The organism is Pseudomonas sp. PDM28, assembly GCF_019219115.1.
GTDB lineage: Bacteria > Pseudomonadota > Gammaproteobacteria > Pseudomonadales > Pseudomonadaceae > Aquipseudomonas > Aquipseudomonas laurylsulfatiphila.
In genome coordinates this window covers 376747-396632 of sequence record NZ_JAHUWG010000004.1, presented here as the reverse complement: position 1 = coordinate 396632, position 19886 = coordinate 376747, and the positions used below count along the sequence as shown (strand labels likewise).

At 60.2% G+C, this 19886-nt stretch carries 10 protein-coding genes; 8 read left to right on the top strand and 2 right to left on the bottom strand.

Features of this window, described 5'->3' with window-relative positions; all coding sequences use genetic code 11:
- Positions 1–163 precede the first annotated feature (163 nt).
- The 5 genes from aceE (at position 164) to msrA (ending at position 10199) form a co-directional block, all read left to right on the top strand.
- Positions 164–2809, top strand: coding sequence for a pyruvate dehydrogenase (acetyl-transferring), homodimeric type (aceE, locus tag KW841_RS11135; RefSeq protein ID WP_116580741.1), 2646 nt, complete (start codon positions 164–166; stop codon positions 2807–2809).
- Between the two features lie 11 nt (positions 2810–2820).
- Entirely contained in the window at positions 2821–4779 is a 1959-nt protein-coding gene (aceF, locus tag KW841_RS11130) for a dihydrolipoyllysine-residue acetyltransferase (RefSeq protein ID WP_218475944.1), read from the top strand.
- A 269-nt stretch (positions 4780–5048) separates the two neighbouring features.
- Positions 5049–6443, top strand: coding sequence for an alkaline phosphatase D family protein (locus KW841_RS11125; RefSeq protein WP_218475942.1), 1395 nt, complete (start codon positions 5049–5051; stop codon positions 6441–6443).
- Between the two features lie 228 nt (positions 6444–6671).
- Entirely contained in the window at positions 6672–9365 is a 2694-nt protein-coding gene (locus tag KW841_RS11120; protein ID WP_218475940.1) for a bifunctional diguanylate cyclase/phosphodiesterase, read from the top strand.
- Positions 9366–9548: 183 nt separating this feature from the next.
- On the top strand, positions 9549–10199 hold the full coding sequence (gene msrA, locus KW841_RS11115; RefSeq protein ID WP_218475938.1) for a peptide-methionine (S)-S-oxide reductase MsrA: 651 nt from the start codon (positions 9549–9551) through the stop codon (positions 10197–10199).
- A gap of 107 nt (positions 10200–10306) precedes the next feature.
- On the opposite strand, the gene KW841_RS11110 is transcribed toward msrA, so the two are convergent.
- The gene (locus KW841_RS11110; protein ID WP_007971823.1) at positions 10307–11143 is read right to left on the bottom strand and encodes a 23S rRNA (adenine(2030)-N(6))-methyltransferase RlmJ; all 837 of its coding nucleotides are present in this window, start codon (positions 11141–11143) and stop codon (positions 10307–10309) included.
- A 207-nt stretch (positions 11144–11350) separates the two neighbouring features.
- Between KW841_RS11110 and KW841_RS11105 the strand changes: the two genes are divergently transcribed.
- Positions 11351–11845: a DUF2165 family protein gene (locus KW841_RS11105; RefSeq protein WP_218475936.1), complete on the top strand. Its 495-nt coding sequence runs from the start codon at positions 11351–11353 to the stop codon at positions 11843–11845.
- An 81-nt stretch (positions 11846–11926) separates the two neighbouring features.
- Here the strand turns inward: KW841_RS11105 and putP are convergent, their stop codons facing one another.
- Positions 11927–13411 carry a sodium/proline symporter PutP gene (gene putP, locus KW841_RS11100; protein WP_218475934.1) on the bottom strand — a complete coding sequence of 495 codons (1485 nt, stop codon included), beginning with the start codon at positions 13409–13411 and terminating at the stop codon, positions 11927–11929.
- 460 nt (positions 13412–13871) lie between these two features.
- Here putP and putA point away from each other — a divergent pair, with 460 nt between their 5' ends.
- Together putA and KW841_RS11090 are read left to right on the top strand one after the other, a co-directional pair.
- Complete coding sequence (gene putA, locus KW841_RS11095; RefSeq protein ID WP_218475932.1) at positions 13872–17822, top strand: trifunctional transcriptional regulator/proline dehydrogenase/L-glutamate gamma-semialdehyde dehydrogenase; 3951 nt, start codon at positions 13872–13874, stop codon at positions 17820–17822.
- A gap of 258 nt (positions 17823–18080) precedes the next feature.
- On the top strand, positions 18081–19883 hold the full coding sequence (locus KW841_RS11090) for an acyl-CoA dehydrogenase (RefSeq protein WP_218475929.1): 1803 nt from the start codon (positions 18081–18083) through the stop codon (positions 19881–19883).
- Positions 19884–19886 lie beyond the last annotated feature (3 nt).

Here is a 19886-nt window from a genome sequence, read left to right as displayed (position 1 = left end):
TCGTATATACATTAGACGGGCTGAAATGCCGGAAGATTTGTAGTAAAACTACACGCCGCCGGAACAACCTGTCGGCAATCCAAGAATTCATAACGTCTGCCCACAAGGCCAGTCGCTAACTCAGGCAACCGATTCTGGTAGCCTTTCCGCCCTGGAGCAAGCCATGCAAGACCTCGATCCCGTCGAAACCCAGGAATGGCTGGACGCCCTGGAATCGGTTCTCGACAAAGAAGGCGAAGACCGTGCTCACTATCTGATGACCCGTATGGGTGAACTGGCGACCCGCAGCGGTTCGCAGTTGCCTTACGCCATCACCACGCCTTACCGCAACACGATCCCCGTTACCCACGAAGCACGCATGCCTGGCGACCTGTTCATGGAACGCCGCATTCGCTCGCTGGTACGCTGGAACGCGATGGCCATGGTGATGCGTACGAACCTGAAAGATTCTGACCTCGGCGGTCACATCTCCAGCTTCGCTTCCAGTGCGACCCTGTATGACATCGGCTTCAACTACTTCTTCCAGGCCCCGACCGACGAACACGGCGGCGACCTGATCTACTTCCAGGGCCACACCTCGCCAGGCGTTTACGCCCGCGCATTCATGGAAGGCCGCATCACCGAAGACCAGATGAACAACTTCCGCCAGGAAGTCGACGGTCAGGGCCTGTCGTCCTACCCGCACCCTTGGCTGATGCCTGACTTCTGGCAGTTCCCGACCGTATCCATGGGTCTGGGCCCGATCCAGGCGATCTACCAGGCACGCTTCATGAAGTACCTGGAACACCGCGGCTTCATCCAGCCAGGCAAACAGAAAGTCTGGTGCTTCCTGGGCGACGGCGAGTGCGACGAGCCGGAATCCCTGGGCGCGATCTCCCTGGCCGGCCGCGAGAAGCTGGACAACCTGATCTTCGTCATCAACTGCAACCTGCAGCGCCTCGACGGCCCGGTTCGCGGCAACGGCAAGATCATCCAGGAACTCGAAGGCGTGTTCCGCGGTGCTCAGTGGAACGTGACCAAAGTCATCTGGGGCCGTTTCTGGGACCCACTGCTGGCCAAGGACGTCGACGGCATCCTGCAACGCCGCATGGACGAAGTCATCGACGGCGAGTACCAGAACTACAAAGCCAAAGACGGCGCGTTCGTGCGTGAACACTTCTTCAACACGCCGGAACTCAAGGCGATGGTTGAAGACCTGTCCGACGACGAGATCTGGAAACTCAACCGTGGCGGCCACGACCCGTACAAGGTCTACGCGGCGTACCACGAAGCGGTCAACCACAAGGAACAACCGACCGTCATCCTGGCCAAGACCATCAAGGGTTATGGCACCGGTGCCGGCGAAGCGAAGAACACCGCGCACAACACCAAGAAAGTCGACGTCGAAAGCCTGAAATTGTTCCGCGATCGCTTCGACATCCCGGTCAAGGACGACGAGCTGGAAAACCTGCCGTTCTTCAAACCGGAAGAAGGTAGCGCCGAAGCCCGTTACCTGAGCGAGCGCCGTACCGCACTGGGCGGTTTCGTGCCACAGCGTCGCGCTCACAGCTTCAACATCCCGACTCCGCCGCTGGACACCCTCAAGGCGATCCTGGACGGCTCGGGCGACCGTGAAATCTCCACCACCATGGCCTTTGTGCGGATCCTCGCGCAACTGGTCAAGGACAAGGAAATCGGTCCGCGCATCGTACCGATCATCCCGGACGAAGCCCGTACCTTCGGTATGGAAGGCATGTTCCGTCAGTTGGGCATCTACTCCTCCGTCGGCCAGCTCTACGAGCCAGTCGATAAAGACCAGGTGATGTTCTACAAGGAAGACCAGAAGGGCCAGATCCTCGAAGAAGGCATCAACGAAGCGGGCGCCATGAGCTCCTTCATCGCTGCCGGTACTTCGTACTCCAGCCACAACCAGCCGATGCTGCCGTTCTACATCTTCTACTCGATGTTCGGCTTCCAGCGTATCGGCGACCTGGCCTGGGCCGCTGGCGACAGCCGCACCCGTGGCTTCCTGATCGGCGGCACCGCCGGCCGTACCACCCTGAACGGTGAAGGCCTGCAACACGAAGACGGTCACAGCCACCTGCTGGCTGCCACCATCCCGAACTGCCGCACCTACGATCCAACCTACGGCTACGAGCTGGCGGTGATCATTCAGGACGGCATGAAGAAGATGACCGAAGAGCAACAGGACGTCTTCTACTACATCACCGTGATGAACGAGTCGTACCAGCAGCCAGCCATGCCGGCCGGTGCCGAAGAAGGCATCAAGAAAGGCATGTACCTGCTCGAGGAAGACAACCGCGAAGCGGCGCACCACGTTCAGCTGATGGGCTCCGGCACCATCCTGCGTGAAGTCCGTGAAGCCGCGAAGATCCTGCGTGAAGAGTTCAACGTCGGCGCCGACGTGTGGAGCGTTACCAGCTTCAACGAACTGCGTCGCGACGGCCTGGCCGTTGAGCGCAGCAACCGTCTGCACCCTGGCCAAAAGCCTAAGCTGAGCTATGTCGAAGAGTGCCTGAACGGCCGTAAGGGTCCGGTCATTGCCTCTACCGACTACATGAAACTGTTCGCCGAGCAGATCCGTCAGTGGGTACCGTCCAAGGAATTCAAAGTCCTGGGCACCGACGGTTTCGGCCGCAGCGACAGCCGCAAGAAACTGCGTCATTTCTTCGAAGTCGACCGTCAATTCGTGGTGTTGGCAGCCCTGGAAGCACTGGCTGACCGTGGTGACATCGAACCTAAGGTTGTGGCCGAGGCCATCGCCAAGTTCGGTATCAACCCGGAAAAACGCAACCCACTGGACTGCTGAGGAGAGATTCTGTGAGCGAACTCATTCGCGTACCTGACATCGGCAGCGGTGAAGGTGAAGTAATTGAACTGTTTGTGAAGGTCGGCGACCGTATCGAAGCCGACCAGAGCATCCTGACACTTGAGTCGGACAAGGCGAGCATGGAAGTGCCTGCGCCGAAGGCCGGCATCATCAAGAGCCTGAAAGTGAAGCTGGGCGATCGCCTGAAAGAAGGCGACGAACTGCTGGAGCTGGAAGTCGAAGGTGCCGCTGCGCCAGCCCCTGCGGCTGCCGCTGCGCCGGCTGCCAAGGCTGAAGCCAAACCGGCTGCTGCCCCTGCCGCCGCTCCTGCTGCTGCGCCGGCTGCCGCCAGCGTTCAGCAAGTGCACGTGCCGGACATCGGTTCGTCGGGCAAGGCCCAGATCATCGAGATCCAGGTCAAGGTCGGCGACACCGTCGCGGCTGATCAGTCGCTGATCACCCTGGAATCCGACAAGGCGAGCATGGAAATCCCGTCGCCTGCCGCTGGCGTGGTCAAGGCCATCAGCGTCAAGCTCAACGACGAAGTCGGCACCGGCGACCTGATCCTGGATCTGGAAGTGGCAGGTGCTGCGGCACCGGCTGCCGCCCCGGCCCAGGCTGCCGCTCCAGCTGCTGCCGCCGCGCCTGCACCTGCAGCAGCTCCGGCTGCACCGGTTGCCGACAGCGTCCAGGACATCCACGTTCCGGACATCGGTTCGGCGGGCAAGGCCAAGATCATCGAAGTCCTGGTCAAGGCCGGCGACACCGTTGAGGCCGACCAGTCGCTGATCACCCTGGAATCCGACAAGGCCAGCATGGAAATTCCATCGCCAGCCGCTGGCGTGGTGGAAAGCGTTTCCATCAAGCTTGATGACGAAGTCGGCACCGGCGACCTGATCCTCAAGCTGAAAGTCAAAGGCGCTGCCCCGGCTGCTGCACCGGCACCTGCCGCTGCTGCTCCGAGCGCACCTGCTCCAGCCGCTACTGCTACTGCTCCTGCCGCGGCCGCACCTGTTGCTGCCCCGGTTGCCGCTCCTGCCAAGCCGGGTGCAAAAGTTCACGCCGGCCCTGCCGTGCGTCAACTGGCCCGCGAATTCGGCGTCGAGCTGAGCGCCGTCGGCGCCAGCGGTCCGCACGGCCGAATCCTGAAAGAAGACGTGCAGGTTTACGTCAAGGCCATGATGCAGAAGGCCAAGGAAGCGCCGGCCGCTGCTGCTGGCGCAACCGGTGGCGCGGGCATCCCGCCGATTCCGGTCGTGGACTTCAGCCGCTTCGGTGAAATCGAAGAAGTGCCGATGACCCGCCTGATGCAGGTCGGTGCTGCCAACCTGCACCGCAGCTGGCTGAACGTGCCGCACGTGACGCAATTCGATTCGGCGGATATCACCGAACTCGAAGCGTTCCGTGTTGCCCAGAAAGCCGTTGCAGAGAAGGCCGGCGTCAAGCTGACCGTCCTGCCGTTGCTGCTCAAGTCCTGCGCACACCTGCTCAAGGAACTGCCGGACTTCAACAGCTCGCTGGCGCCAAGCGGCAAAGCGATCATCCGCAAGAAATACGTGAACATCGGCTTCGCCGTCGACACCCCGGATGGCCTGCTGGTACCGGTCATCAAGAACGTCGACCAGAAGAGCCTGCTGCAACTGGCTGCCGAAGCCGCTTCCCTGGCTGAAAAAGCCCGGACCAAGAAGCTCTCGTCGGACGAGATGCAAGGCGCCTGCTTCACCATTTCCAGCCTCGGCCACATTGGCGGCACCGGCTTCACGCCGATCGTCAACGCGCCGGAAGTGGCGATCCTCGGTGTTTCCAAGGCCACCATCCAGCCAGTCTGGGACGGCAAAGCCTTCCAGCCGAAACTGATGCTGCCACTGTCGTTGTCCTACGATCACCGTGTGATCAACGGCGCCGCTGCTGCACGCTTCACCAAGCGTCTGAGCGACCTGCTGGGCGACATCCGCACCATGCTCCTGTAATACCGACCGGCCCTCCTTCACCGGAGGGCCGATCGCGTTCCACGTTTCCGAGCGCCACGCTCGTACCTCAACCCCGCCAATTTGGCGGGGCTTTTTTTTGCCTGAAGTTCTTGTTTGAACACCTTCCTACATTTGTGGCTGATATCGCCCACAACTTGAATCCATTTCTGCCAAGTATTTATTCAGGCCAAATAATTAGTCTTGGCTGAATACCTATTAGATCCGAAACAAGCAACTTCCTGATTAACTGGCAGCGAATGGACTCAAACATGCTAAAGCCCACTGTCGGCCCGATTATTGGCCACACAACAACTGATCACGCACGTATTTTTGTGCGCGGCGAAGCGCAAAACAATGCCCCCGTATTTGCCGGCATTCGTTATCGGAAGTCCGGGCATGAACAATGGCTTGACAGTGTCTTTGCAAGGCTGACAAACCTGCAGGACATGTCCGATGTCATTGTTCTCAAAAACCTGTCAGCCGATACCGAATACGAATACCAGGCCGGCTGGTTCAGCACCCAGAGTACCGAACACACCGCGGATTCGCTGCAGGAACTGCCGCTGCAATGGCCGCAAGAGCTCTATCGCTTGCGCACCCGGTCCGGTGCGGCCGGTACCCCACGAGCCTATTTTGTCGGCTCATGCCGTTACCTGCGGATGACCGCCGGCATCCCGTCGGCCCCCCAACAGGGTGACCGGATATTTGCCTCTATGGCTCAACTGGCAAGGCAAGCCAACCCACCGGTCAGCGCCATGCTGATGACTGGCGACCAGATCTATGTCGACGACTTGAATTTTTTTGCACCTGATCGCGAATATCAGCAAATACTCGCAAAGTATCGTGCCGCTTTCTCACAGCCATATATTTCCAGGTTAATGGCCAACATATCGACTTACATGATCCTCGACGATCATGAAATTGAAGATAACTGGCCGAACAAGAAAAAATCGGCCGATGAGGCGCTATACAAAAACGCCATCACTGCATATGAGTTATATCAAGCCAGCCACAGCCCGGTATTTGAACTACTTGACGATGGCCGGATCGGCCGGATTCCGAATCACTACTGGTATCAGTTCGCTGATGGCGATATCGAATGGTTCGTCACCGACAGTCGCACCCGGCGCAACTTGTCCGCCGATGATCGACGCATGCTTGATGTCGAACAGGAACATGCCTTGTGCCGATGGCTGATCCACAGTACCGCCCGAGTCAAGCTGGTGGTTACCAGCGTGATGTTCTTTCCCGACGCCAAACAGGATGGGAATGACGCCTGGGCCGGTTTTCCCGGGCAACGACTGCGGTTGCTGGAGACCATTCGTTCGCACCGACTGAAGAATGTCATTTTCGTTTCCGGTGACGTCCACGCCTCCTTGACCAGTCGACTGACCCACAGCGAAGACCCGGACTTCGAAGTGCACACCATCGTGTCGTCACCTTTGTGCAACACCAAACTGCTGCCCTATGCCAGTCAATCCAGCTTTATCCTCGACCGGTCGCTGGCACGGAACGCTGCTGGCGAATATCGCCAGGAATTGACCGGCAAAGTCATCAGCCAGGATAACTTCGCGCACCTGGTCATCGATGCAGAACGCATTCAGGTGAATTACCACGATCGAGATGGCAAGTGGCTGCAATCGACAGGCATTCATTTGCGCTGATGGAGAAAAATCGCGGTCTTCGAGGCGCCCTCCAAGCCCGTGATCTGATCAATAGCCATACTTTTTCCGGAAACTGCAGAAATCTTCGAGCCTGCCGACATATTCTTATAGCACTTAGCCTTCATCTCTCTTGTCAGTCGGTGTCGCAATGATGCAACCTTGCCGCAGGCAACAGTAAAGAGGGCGTGAGCCCAGCGCGTTCAGCATATTCGAAGCGAGTTTCCCTCCATGAAAAGCCAACCCGATGCCGCCAGCCGTATGGTGGCCGAGGTAGTGACGCAGTTGCCTGTGCCCTCGCGGCTCGGCATGCTGCGTTTCGAACGGCTTAATGAACCCAGCTGGGCGCTCCTGTTTCTCGATCCCAATTGCGAACGCCAGTTCGGCCTGCCGGCTGTGGAGCTGTGCGCACTGGTGGGCTCGCCCTACGCCAGCCTGATGGAGCCGGAAGCGCGCTATCAACTTCATGATGCGATCCAGCAACAGCTGACTGAAAGCACGCATTACCTGATCCGCTACACCCTGCACACGGCCTCGGGTTCCCTGAATCTGCTGGAACTGGGCGAAGCCTACAAACAACACAATCGTCACCTGTTGCGCGGCTACCTGTTGGTCATTGACGGCCTGTTCGAGGATGACCCGCTGCAACCGGCCCTGGACCTGGAAACCCAGAACTCGCGCCTGCAAATCGCCCTGGAGCTCAATCAGCGCGCCCAACAGGAGCAACTGCTGCATCTGGACCGGGTGCGTGCCCAGCAGGACCTGATCTTGCTGCTTACCCGTCAGCGCTACAGCAGCAACAACTCCTTGCGCGAAGCCGCCGAGTTGATCACCCGCAGCGCCTGCGACATTTACCAAATCGACTGCGCCAGCCTGTGGAGCCTCGAAGGCTCGATGCTGGTGCCGATCTCGGCCTATCACCGCACGAATCAGGAATACCTGCTGCCGCAGCCGATCGACGTCAGCGTGTTCCCCGATTACCTCGACGCCCTGCACACCGGTCGCGCCATCGACGCACATAACGCCATGCACGACCCGCGCACCCGGGAGATGGCCGAAAGCCTGCGCCCGCGCGACGTCAACGCGATGCTCGACGCCAGTATCCGTGTCGATGGCCAGGTGGTGGGCGTTTTGTGCCTGGAACAAATCGGTGCGACCCGTGCCTGGCAGTCCGATGAAATCGCCTTCGCCGGCGAACTGGCCGACCAGTTCGCCCAGGTCATCAGCAACCACAACCGGCGCACCGCAACCAGCGCCCTGCACCTGTTCCAGCGTGCGGTCGAGCAAAGTGCCAACGCCTTTCTGCTGGTCAACTGCGACGGCGTGGTGGAGTACGTCAACCCGAGCTTCACCGCCATCACCCAGTACTCCACCGAAGAAGTGCACGGTCAGCGCCTGTCGGAACTGCCGGCCCTGGAGAACCTCAGCGAACTGCTGTTCGACGCGCCTTCGGCACTGGCCAAGAGCAACAGTTGGCAGGGCGAATTCAAGAGCCGCCGGAAAAACCTCGAACCTTACTGGGGCCAGTTGTCGATCTCCAAGGTGTACGGCGACAACCGCGAGCTGACCCACTACATCGGCATCTACGAAGACATCACCCAGACCAAGCTCGCTCAGCAGCGTATCGAGCGCCTGGCCTACACCGACAACCTGACCAATCTCGGCAACCGCCCGGCGTTCATCCGCAACCTCGATGAACGCTTCGCCCGCGACAGCGACGCGCCGATCAGCCTGTTGCTGGTGGACATCGACAATTTCAAGCGGATCAACGACAGCCTCGGCCACCAGACTGGCGACAAATTGCTGATCAGTCTGGCCCGACGCCTGCGCAACAGCCTGATCCCGAGCGGCAGCCTGGCGCGATTCGCCAGTAACGAATTCGCCGTGTTGCTGGACAACAGTGACCTCACGATGGGTCAGCAAGTGGCCAATCAGTTGCTGGCAACCCTCGACAAACCGATGTTCGTCGACAACCAGTTGATCAGTGTCACGGGTTCCGTGGGCCTGGCCTGCGCGCCACTGCACGGGCGCGACCCGCAAACCCTGATGCGCAACGCCGGGCTGGCGCTGCACAAGGCCAAGGCCAATGGCAAACATCAGGTGCAAGTGTTCACCGAAGCATTGAATGCCGAAGCCAGCTACAAGCTGTTCGTCGAAAACAACCTGCGCCGCGCCCTGACCCAGAACGAACTCGACGTGTTCTACCAGCCCAAGCTGTGCCTGCGCAGCGGTCGCTTGCTGGGCATGGAAGCATTGCTGCGCTGGGATCATCCGGAAAAGGGCATGATCCGCCCGGATCAGTTCATCAGCGTCGCCGAAGAAACCGGACTGATCATCCCGATCGGCAAATGGATCGCCCGCCAGGCCTGCCGCATGAGCAAAGCGCTGACCGCCGCCGGCCTGGGCAACCTGCAAGTGGCGATCAACCTGTCGCCCAAGCAATTCTCCGATCCGGACCTGGTGGCCTCCATCGCCAACATCCTCAAGGAAGAAGCCCTGCCCGCTCATTTGCTGGAGCTGGAGCTGACCGAAGGCCTGCTGCTGGAGGCCACCGAAGACACCCACTTGCAACTCGACCAGCTCAAGCGCCTGGGCCTGACCCTGGCCATGGACGACTTCGGCACCGGTTACTCGTCGCTCAGCTACTTGAAAAAATTCCCCATCGACATCATCAAGATCGATCGAAGCTTCATCCACGAAATCCCGGACAACCAGGACGACATGGAAATCACCTCCGCGGTGATCGCCATGGCCCATAACCTGAAGCTCAAGGTCGTGGCTGAGGGCATCGAAACCGCCGATCAGTTGTCGTTCTTGCGCCGTCACCGCTGCGACGTCGGCCAGGGCTACCTGTTCGACCGTCCGATCCCGGGCAATGAGCTGATCGAAAAGCTCAAACGCTACCCGCGTGGCCCAATCGCCTGACAGACACAAAACCTGTGGGAGCGAGCTTGCTCGCGATAGCGGTGGATCAGTCGACATTGATGCTGAAAGTTATGCCCTCATCGCGAGCAAGCTCGCTCCCACAAGGGTAGTGCGTATCTGGCCGGCATTGGGCACACTGACAGCCTGTTTATTTACAACCCATCCTGACTGAGAGGACTGATCATGGTTCTGCGCTCGGAAATTCTGGTGAACAAAAACGTGCTCCCTACTAAAGAACAAGCTCTGCCCGGTCGCGAAACCGCAATGACCCTGCCTGAAAAGCACTTTGTGTTTAAAGACACCCCCTTGCTCGGCCCGTTCTTCGAAGACGTCGACTTCGCGATCTTCGGCCTCGGCTGCTTCTGGGGCGCGGAACGCCGCTTCTGGCAGCGTGAAGGCGTCGTCAGCACCGTGGTGGGTTACGCCGGCGGCTTCACGCCGAACCCGACCTACGAAGAAGTCTGCTCGGGCCTGACCGGCCACGCCGAAGTGGTGCTGGTGGTGTATGACAAGGCCAAAGTCAGCTACCAGGAACTGCTGGCGATGTTCTGGGAACTGCACAACCCGACTCAGGGCATGCGTCAGGGCAACGACATCGGCACCCAGTACCGCTCGGTGATCTACGCCACTTCGCCTGAACAACTGGAAGCCGCGCTCAAGAGCAAGGAAGCGTACCAGGCTGAACTGTCCAAGGCAGGCATCGGTGAAATCAGCACCGAAATCGACCAGGCCCCGACCGTCTACTTTGCAGAGACGTATCACCAGCAGTACCTGGCCAAGAATCCGGAAGGCTACTGCGGGATCGGCGGTACGGGCGTGACCTGCCCGATCTGATCTGACGCAAAATCACTTGGAGCTGGCTTGCCAGCGATGGCGGCAGTGGGTCCAGCGGTGACCTCCAGGCCGCCATCGCCGGCAAGCCGGCTCCTACAGGCCGAGCATTACTCGGCAATCAACCAATCCATCCGCCACCCACCCTGGGTCTGCCCAAGCTTCTCGGACAACCACGGCAGCAGCTCACGCAACTCTTCCTCCAGCCCCCACGGCGGATTGGCAATCGCCAGCCCGGAGCCGTTCAGGCTGTTCGGCGTATCCAGCGGATGCACCAGCAACTCCACCCGCAACAACTTCGGCGCACCGGTACCGGCCAGGTCCTGGTAAAAACGACGCAGCGCGCGCTGATCCTTCACCGGGTACCAGATCGCCGCCACGGTCTGGCGCATCCGGCCAATCGCTTCCTTGAGCGACGCGGCACAACGCTGCATCTCGTCGAGCTTCTCAAACGGCGGATCGATCAACATCACCGCACGCTTCTCCGGCACCGGCAGCAAGGCCCGCGACACATGCCAGCCTTCGCCCAGGTGCACCTTGACCCGACGATCGCCGGCCATGTTGTCCTTGAGCAAAACGCCGTCTTCCGGGTGCTTCTCGTTGAGCAACACGCGGTCCTGCGGGCGGGTCAAACGTCGCGCCAACTCTGGCGACCCCGGGTAATAGCGCAACTGGCCATCCGGGTTCATCTCGTGCAGCACCTGCATGTAATCGGCGGTCAGGATCGGCAGATCCGGCTGATCCCACAAACGCGCAATGCCTTCCAGGTACTCACCGGTACGGTTGGCCTGGTCACCCTGAAGGTCATACAGACCGATGCCGGCGTGAGTGTCGAGATAGGCAAACGGCTGCTCCTTGCGCGACATCAGGGCGATGAGGCGGGTCAAGGTCAGGTGTTTGAACACATCGGCGTGATTGCCGGCATGGAAGGCGTGACGATAATTCATGGTTGCTCCTGCGAAGGCCGGGAAGTTTACCTTTTACCGGCCGGCAAGTCAGGGGTTGGCGACTGAGCGGACACTTCGAGCATTCATAGCGGCAATAAGCACGCACCATCACTCGACAAATTCAGAAACGCCTCACAACAGGAAGACTCCCGAACCTGCAAACCGGTGTGATAGCGTTCTTTGTCGAAAAAAGCAAAGGACGCACAAATGACCATTCGCTACGCAAAGATTGCAATGACCCTGGCGCTCGCCGCATTCGCCTTCATGACCGTGTTCAACAACATCACCGACTACGCTTCCAACTTCAACTTCGTCCGGCATGTGCTGAGCATGGATACCACCTTCCCTGACAACGCCGCCCGGTATCGCGCAATTGATCTTCCTTGGGTGTGGCATGGGGCTTACTGGCTGATCATCCTTGGCGAAGCCATTACCTGCGGACTTCTTGGCTACGGCGCACTGCAACTCTGGCGCTCACGGTCAGCCGGTGGGCATGAGTTCAGACAGGCCAGGAAGTGGGCCGTAGCGGGTTTGACGACCGGGTTTTTCGTGTGGTTTTTCGGCTTCATGGTTGTTGGAGGTGAGTGGTTTCTGATGTGGCAATCCGACATTTGGAATGGTCAGGACGCAGCCTTCAGGTTCTACATGGCAATACTGGGCGTGCTGATCTTTCTGAATCAGCCTGATGCCGATCTTGACTGATCCCCAATAAAAAACGGCCCGCACCATAAAGCTGCGAGCCGTTCTTTTATCAGGGACGGGAAGCGTTCCCCCCATCACTCATCACTTGTTCAGGCGGTAATCATTCTCTGCAGCCGCAAAACGCTGGAACATGCCGGCAGTCGGCGTGCCCATTTTGCTGACGATGTAGATCGCCAGGCTGGCGAAGATGAAGCCCGGGATGATTTCGTACAGCCCCAGCAGTTCGAAGTGTTTCCACACGATCACGGTGATCGCGCCGACCAGGATGCCGGCCAGTGCGCCGTTGCGGGTCATGTCTTTCCAGATCACGGAGATCAGTACGACCGGACCGAATGCGGCACCGAAGCCGGCCCAGGCGTAGCTCACCAGACCCAGTACACGGTTTTCCGGGTTGGCTGCCAGTGCGATAGCAATCAGGGCAACCAGCAGCACCATGGCACGACCGACCCAGACCAGTTCCAGCTGCGAAGCGGATTTACGCAGGAAGGTCTTGTAGAAGTCTTCGGTCAGGGCGCTCGAGCACACCAGCAACTGGCAGCTCAGGGTGCTCATGACTGCAGCCAGAATGGCCGACAGCAGGACGCCGGCGATCCATGGGTTGAAGAGGATCTTGGCCAGCTCGATGAACACACGTTCGTGGTTCTCGGAGACCGCGCCAGCCACGTCCGGGTGCGCCGAGAAGTAGGCGATACCGAAGAAGCCCACAGCCACGGTGCCGCCCAGGCACAGGATCATCCAGGTCATGGAGATGCGGCGAGCGTTGGCGATCGATTTAACCGAGTCGGCAGCCATGAAACGCGCCAGGATATGCGGCTGGCCGAAGTAGCCCAGACCCCAACCCATCAGCGAGATGATGCCGATGAAAGTGGTGCCCTTGAGCATGTCGAAGTTGCTTGGATCTTGCGCTTCGATGGCCAGGAAGGTGGTGTCGACGCCGCCAGTGGCCAGCAGCACGATGACCGGCGTCAGGATCAACGCGAAGATCATCAGGGTGGCTTGTACGGTATCGGTCCAGCTCACGGCCAGGAATCCGCCGATAAAGGTGTAGGCAATCGTCGCCGCAGCACCGGCCCACAGCGCCGTCTCGTAGGACATGCCGAAGGTGCTTTCGAACAGACGGGCACCGGCCACGATGCCGGAAGCGCAGTAGATGGTGAAGAACACCAGGATCACGACGGCGGAGATGATCCGCAGCAGGCCGCTCTTGTCTTCGAAACGGCTGGCGAAGTAGTCCGGCAGGGTCAGTGCATCACCGTTGTGCTCGGTTTGCACGCGCAGACGGCCGGCGACGAACAGCCAGTTCAAGTAGGCGCCGACGATCAGGCCGATGGCGATCCAGCTTTCGGAAAGACCGGACATGTAGATTGCGCCGGGCAAGCCCATCAACAACCAGCCGCTCATGTCGGAGGCACCGGCGGACAGTGCCGTCACGACGCTACCCAGGCTGCGACCGCCCAGGATGTAGTCGGAAAGGTTGTTGGTGGAGCGATAGGCCATCAAGCCGATCAGCACCATTGCTGCGATGTAGATCACGAACGTGATCAGGGTTGGATTGCTTACGCTCATTAAGTTACGCCCTGGCTTTGTTTTTATGTAGCGGCGGCTGGTGAACCGCTCGCAAACGCATACGTTTGACAGACGATCCGGATTCCCGCGCATTTATGACTGATGTTTCCCCAGGAAAGCCATCAGCCGGAGCACCCGGTTTTTTCCGGGTTGCACCTTGGGCGCGAATGCTATTCAACAAAGCAAATAAGGTGCAACCAGTTTCGCGAGAATAAGTTGCACCTAGTCGGAAATAAATATCAAACACCGGTTTTTGCTCCTTTTCGGAGCAAGAAACAGAGCCAACCGCGTTAAAAAGCACCAAGCAGATACGGCACACCCGTACCAGAATTTATTTCCTGACGAGCTGCTTAATATTCCGACAAAAAAAGGGTTGCACCCGGTTGCACCTCAACAGTCGCACGGCTAATCTTGCCGCCAGCTGATGCCACGCAGTCGTGGCAAACATGAGGATAAAAACATGGCTACCACCACCCTTGGGGTCAAACTTGACGACCCGACCCGCGAACGCCTCAAGGCCGCCGCGACCTCGATTGATCGCACGCCGCACTGGTTGATCAAGCAGGCAATCTTCAATTACCTGGAAAAACTCGAGGGTGGTGCAACCCTGACCGAGCTGAGCGGTTTGACCAAGGACTCCGACGACAGCGTCGACGCGCCTCTGGATCACGCCCACCAGTGCTTCCTCGAATTCGCCGAAAGCATCCTGCCGCAGTCGGTACTGCGCGCCTCGATCACTGCCGCCTACCGCCGCCCTGAGCCGGAAGTCGTGCCGATGCTGATCGAGCAGGCTCGCCTGCCGGCCCCTATGGCCGAAGCCACCAACAAACTCGCCGCCTCGATTGCTGAAAAGCTGCGCAATCAGAAGAGTGCTGGCGGCCGTGCCGGCATCGTTCAGGGCCTGTTGCAGGAATTCTCCCTGTCGTCCCAGGAAGGCGTGGCGCTGATGTGCCTGGCCGAAGCGCTGCTGCGCATCCCGGACAAAGGCACCCGTGACGCCCTGATCCGCGACAAGATCAGCACCGGCAACTGGCAGCCGCACCTGGGCAACAGCCCTTCGCTGTTCGTCAACGCCGCCACCTGGGGCTTGCTGCTGACCGGCAAGCTTGTATCCACGCACAACGAAGCCGGCCTGACTTCGTCCCTGAGCCGCATCATCGGCAAGAGCGGCGAGCCGATGATCCGCAAGGGCGTCGACATGGCCATGCGCCTGATGGGCGAGCAGTTCGTGACGGGCGAAACCATCGCCGAAGCCCTGGCCAACGCCAGCAAGTTCGAAGCCAAGGGCTTCCGCTATTCCTACGACATGCTGGGTGAAGCCGCACTCACCGAGCACGACGCCCAGAAGTACCTGGCCTCGTACGAACAAGCCATCCACTCGATCGGCAAGGCGTCCCACGGTCGCGGGATTTATGAAGGCCCGGGCATTTCCATCAAGCTGTCGGCCCTGCACCCTCGCTACAGCCGCGCCCAGTACGAGCGCGTGATGGATGAGCTGTACCCGCGCCTGCTGTCGCTGACCTTGCTGGCCAAGCAATACGACATCGGCCTGAACATCGACGCCGAAGAAGCCGACCGCCTCGAGCTGTCCCTGGATCTGCTCGAGCGCCTGTGCTTCGAGCCTCAACTGACCGGCTGGAACGGCATCGGTTTCGTGATCCAGGCTTATCAGAAGCGTTGCCCGTACGTGATCGACTACGTGATCGACCTGGCTCGTCGCAGCCGTCATCGCCTGATGATCCGTTTGGTAAAAGGCGCGTACTGGGACAGCGAAATCAAGCGCGCCCAGGTCGAAGGCCTGGAAGGCTACCCGGTCTATACCCGCAAGGTGTACACCGACGTGTCCTACATCGCTTGCGCGCGCAAGCTGCTGTCGGTGCCGGAAGTCATCTACCCGCAGTTCGCCACGCACAACGCCCACACCCTGTCGGCCATTTACCACATCGCCGGTCAGAACTATTACCCGGGCCAGTACGAGTTCCAATGCCTGCACGGCATGGGTGAACCGCTGTACGAACAGGTTGTAGGTAAAGTTTCCGAAGGCAAGCTGAACCGTCCGTGCCGCGTGTACGCACCGGTCGGCACCCACGAAACCCTGCTGGCTTACCTGGTGCGTCGCCTGCTGGAAAACGGCGCGAACACTTCGTTCGTCAACCGTATCGCCGACCAGTCGATCTCGATTCAGGAACTGGTGGCCGATCCGGTGGCGAGCATCGAGCAGATGGCGACCGTGGAAGGCGGTTTCGGCCTGCCGCACCCGCGCATTCCATTGCCGCGCGACCTGTATGGCTCCGAACGCGCCAACTCCAGCGGCATCGACATGGCCAACGAACATCGCCTGGCCTCCCTGTCCTGCGCGCTTCTTGCTACCGCACACAACCACTGGAAAGCCGCACCGATACTCGGCTGCGCGTCCAGCAACGAAGCCCCGGCTCCCGTGCTGAACCCGTCCGATCTGCGTGACGTGGTCGGCCATGTGCAGGAAGCCACCGTCGAAGACGTCGACAACGCGATCCAGTGCGCCCTCAATGCCGCACCGATCTGGCAGGCCACCCCGCCCGCCGAACGCGCCGCGATCCTGGAACGTGCCGCCGACCTGATGGAAGCCGAGATCCAGCCGCTGATGGGCCTGCTCGCCCGCGAAGCCGGCAAGACCTTCGCCAACGCCATCGCTGAAGTCCGCGAGGCCGTGGACTTCCTGCGTTATTACGCGGTGCAGGCACGCAACGACTTCACCAACGACGCTCACCGTCCGCTGGGTCCAGTGGTGTGCATCAGCCCGTGGAACTTCCCGCTGGCGATCTTCAGTGGTCAAGTGGCTGCTGCGCTGGCCGCCGGTAACCCGGTATTGGCCAAGCCTGCGGAACAGACTCCACTGGTCGCCGCTCAAGCCGTGCGCCTGCTGCTCGAAGCCGGCATTCCCGAGGGCGTGCTGCAACTGCTGCCGGGTCGCGGTGAAACCGTGGGTGCCGGCCTGGTCGGCGACGATCGCGTCAAAGGCGTGATGTTCACTGGCTCCACCGAAGTTGCGCGCTTGCTGCAACGCAACATCGCCGGTCGCCTGGACAGCCAGGGTCGTCCGATCCCGCTGATCGCCGAAACCGGTGGCCAGAACGCGATGATCGTCGACTCTTCGGCACTGACCGAACAAGTGGTGATCGACGTGGTTTCGTCGGCGTTCGACAGCGCCGGTCAGCGTTGCTCGGCCCTGCGCGTCCTGTGCCTGCAGGAAGACTCCGCCGACCGCGTCATCGAAATGCTCAAGGGTGCGATGGCCGAAAGCCGTCTCGGCAACCCTGAGCGCCTGTCCGTGGACATCGGTCCGGTGATCGACGCCGAAGCCAAGGCTGGCATCGAGAAGCACATCCAGGCCATGCGCGACAAAGGTCGCAGCGTGTACCAGGTGGCCATCGCCGACGCCGAAGAAGTCAAACGCGGCACCTTCGTGATGCCGACCCTGATCGAACTGGAAAGCTTCGACGAACTGCAGCGGGAGATCTTCGGCCCGGTGCTGCACGTGGTTCGCTACAAGCGCAAAGACATCGATCAACTGATCGGCCAGATCAACGCTTCCGGCTACGGCCTGACCCTGGGCGTGCACACCCGCATCGACGAGACCATCGCCAAGGTGATCGACAACGTCAATGCCGGTAACGTCTATGTGAACCGCAACATCGTTGGCGCTGTCGTTGGCGTGCAACCGTTCGGTGGCGAAGGCCTGTCGGGTACCGGCCCGAAAGCCGGTGGTCCGCTGTACCTGTACCGCCTGCTGTCGACCCGCCCTGCGGATGCGATCGAACAATCCTTCGCTCGCGGTGACGCGGCCGCAGCACCGGACGTTCGTCTGCGCGACGCCATGAGCAAGCCGCTGACCGCCCTGAAAGCCTGGGCCGACAGCCACAAGTTCGCCGACCTGAGCACCCTGTGCGTGCAATTCGCTGCACAATCGCAAAGCGGCATCACCCGCGTTCTGGCCGGCCCAACCGGCGAGCGCAACAGCTACGCGATCCTGCCACGGGAACACGTGCTGTGCCTGGCGGAAGTCGAAGGCGACCTGCTGACTCAACTGGCGGCGGTACTGGCTGTCGGCGGTTCGGCGGTGTGGCCGGAAGGTGAACTGACCAAGGCGCTGTTCGCACGCCTGCCGAAGGAGATTCAGGCGCGCATCAAGCTGGTTTCCGACTGGAACAAGGACGAAGTGGTGTTTGACGCGGTTGTGCATCACGGCCATTCCGACCAGTTGCGCGCGGTTTGCCAGCAGGTTGCCAAACGTGCCGGTGCGATTGTCGGGGTTCAGGGCCTGTCGCAGGGCGAGACCAACATTGCGCTGGAGCGATTGGTGATCGAGCGTGCGTTGAGCGTCAACACCGCTGCGGCGGGTGGTAATGCCAGTTTGATGACGATCGGCTAAACCCGACAATCCGGGCACCTGCAACAGGTGCCCGGTTCAGCAACAATCCCTGTGGGAGCGAGCTTGCTCGCGATAGCGGTCTGTCAGTCACCTTTAATATTGACTGATCTGCCGCCATCGCGAGCAAGCTCGCTCCCACAGTGGTTTGTGGCGCTTGCTAAGTTTCTGCGCGGCTCCAACATCACCCTTATCAATCATCCTGTTCAGCTTCTATTCGCAAGACTAGACTCGGCCCATCCCAACAAAAGGTAGGCCGCCATGTCCGAGACGCTGCTCAGTTCCCGCAATCTGGCTTTCGAGCTGTATGAAGTCCTCGATGCCGAGGGCCTGACTCAGCGTGAACGTTTCGCCGAGCACAATCGCGAAACCTTCGATGCGGCCATAGGCACCGCCCGCAGCATCGCCGAGAAGTTCTTCGCCCCGCACAACCGCAAGGGCGACGAGAACGAGCCGCGCTACGAGAACGGTCAGGCGATTCTGATTCCGGAAGTGAAACCGGCGGTGGATGCTTTCCTCGAAGCCGGCTTCCTCAACGCCGCGCGCAGTTTCGACGCCGGCGGCATGCAACTTCCTACACTGTTGTCCCAGGCTTGCTTTGCACACTTCCAGTCGGCCAACGCCGCCTCGACCTCTTATCCGTTCCTGACCATGGGCGCGGCCAACCTGATCGAAAGCTTTGGTACCGAGGAGCAGAAGCGCCGTTTCCTGCAACCGATGATCGATGGCCGCTTCTTCGGCACCATGGCCCTGACCGAACCCCACGCCGGTTCGTCGTTGTCGGATATTCGTACCCGCGCCGAGCCAGCGTCCGACGGCACTTATCGCCTCAAGGGCAACAAGATCTTCATTTCCGGTGGCGATCATCCGCTGTCGGAAAACATCGTGCACATGGTCCTGGCCAAGCTGCCGGACGCACCGGCCGGTGTGAAGGGCATTTCGCTATTTATCGTGCCCAAGTTCCTGGTCAACGACGACGGCAGCCTCGGCCAGCGCAACGACGTACTGCTGGCCGGGCTATTCCACAAGATGGGCTGGCGTGGCACCACCTCTACCGCACTGAATTTCGGCGATAACGGCGAGTGCGTCGGCTATCTGGTGGGCAAGCCGCACCATGGCTTGAGCTACATGTTCCAGATGATGAACGAAGCGCGGATTGGCGTCGGCATGGGCGCGGTGATGCTTGGCTACGCGGGCTATCTGTATTCACTGGAGTACGCCCGCGAGCGTCCGCAGGGCCGCGTGCCGGACAGCAAGGACCCGAACACCGCGCCGGTGGCGATCATTCAGCACGCCGACGTCAAACGCATGCTGTTGACGCAAAAGGCCTACGTCGAAGGCTCGTTCGACCTCGGCCTGTACGCGGCGCGACTGTTCGATGACACCACCACCCTTGAGACCGAAGCCGAACGCAAGCAGGCCCATGAACTGCTGGACCTGCTGACGCCGATCGTCAAATCCTGGCCCTCGGAGTTCTGCCTGAAGGCCAACGAACTGGCGATCCAGATCCTCGGCGGCCACGGCTACACCCGTGAATACCCGGTGGAGCAGTACTACCGTGACAACCGCCTGAACCCGATCCACGAAGGCACCCACGGCATTCAATCGCTGGACCTGCTGGGCCGCAAACTGGCGCAGAACGGTGGCGCGGGGCTCAAGCAACTGATCCGCCTGATCGCCGACACCGCTGAACGTGCCCAGACGTTCGAGTCGCTGACGGCGCTACGCGAGCCGCTGGAGAAACTGGTGGCGCGCCTGCAAACGGTGACCATCGGCCTGCTGACCGACCTGGCCCAGGGCAAGGTCAACAGCAGCCTGGCGAACTCGGCGCTGTACCTGAAGGTGTTCGGACACACCGTCATTGGCTGGCGCTGGCTAGAACAGGCGATTCGCGCTGAGGAAGGGTTGAGCAAGGGCAATGCAGCGGATGTGAGCTTCTATAAAGGCAAGTTGCAGGCAGCCCGCTACTTCCTGACATGGGAAGTGCCAGGGTGTCACCATGAGTTGGCGATTCTTGAGGCACGGGATGATGTTTGCCTGGGGATGCAGGATGAGTGGTTTTGATCC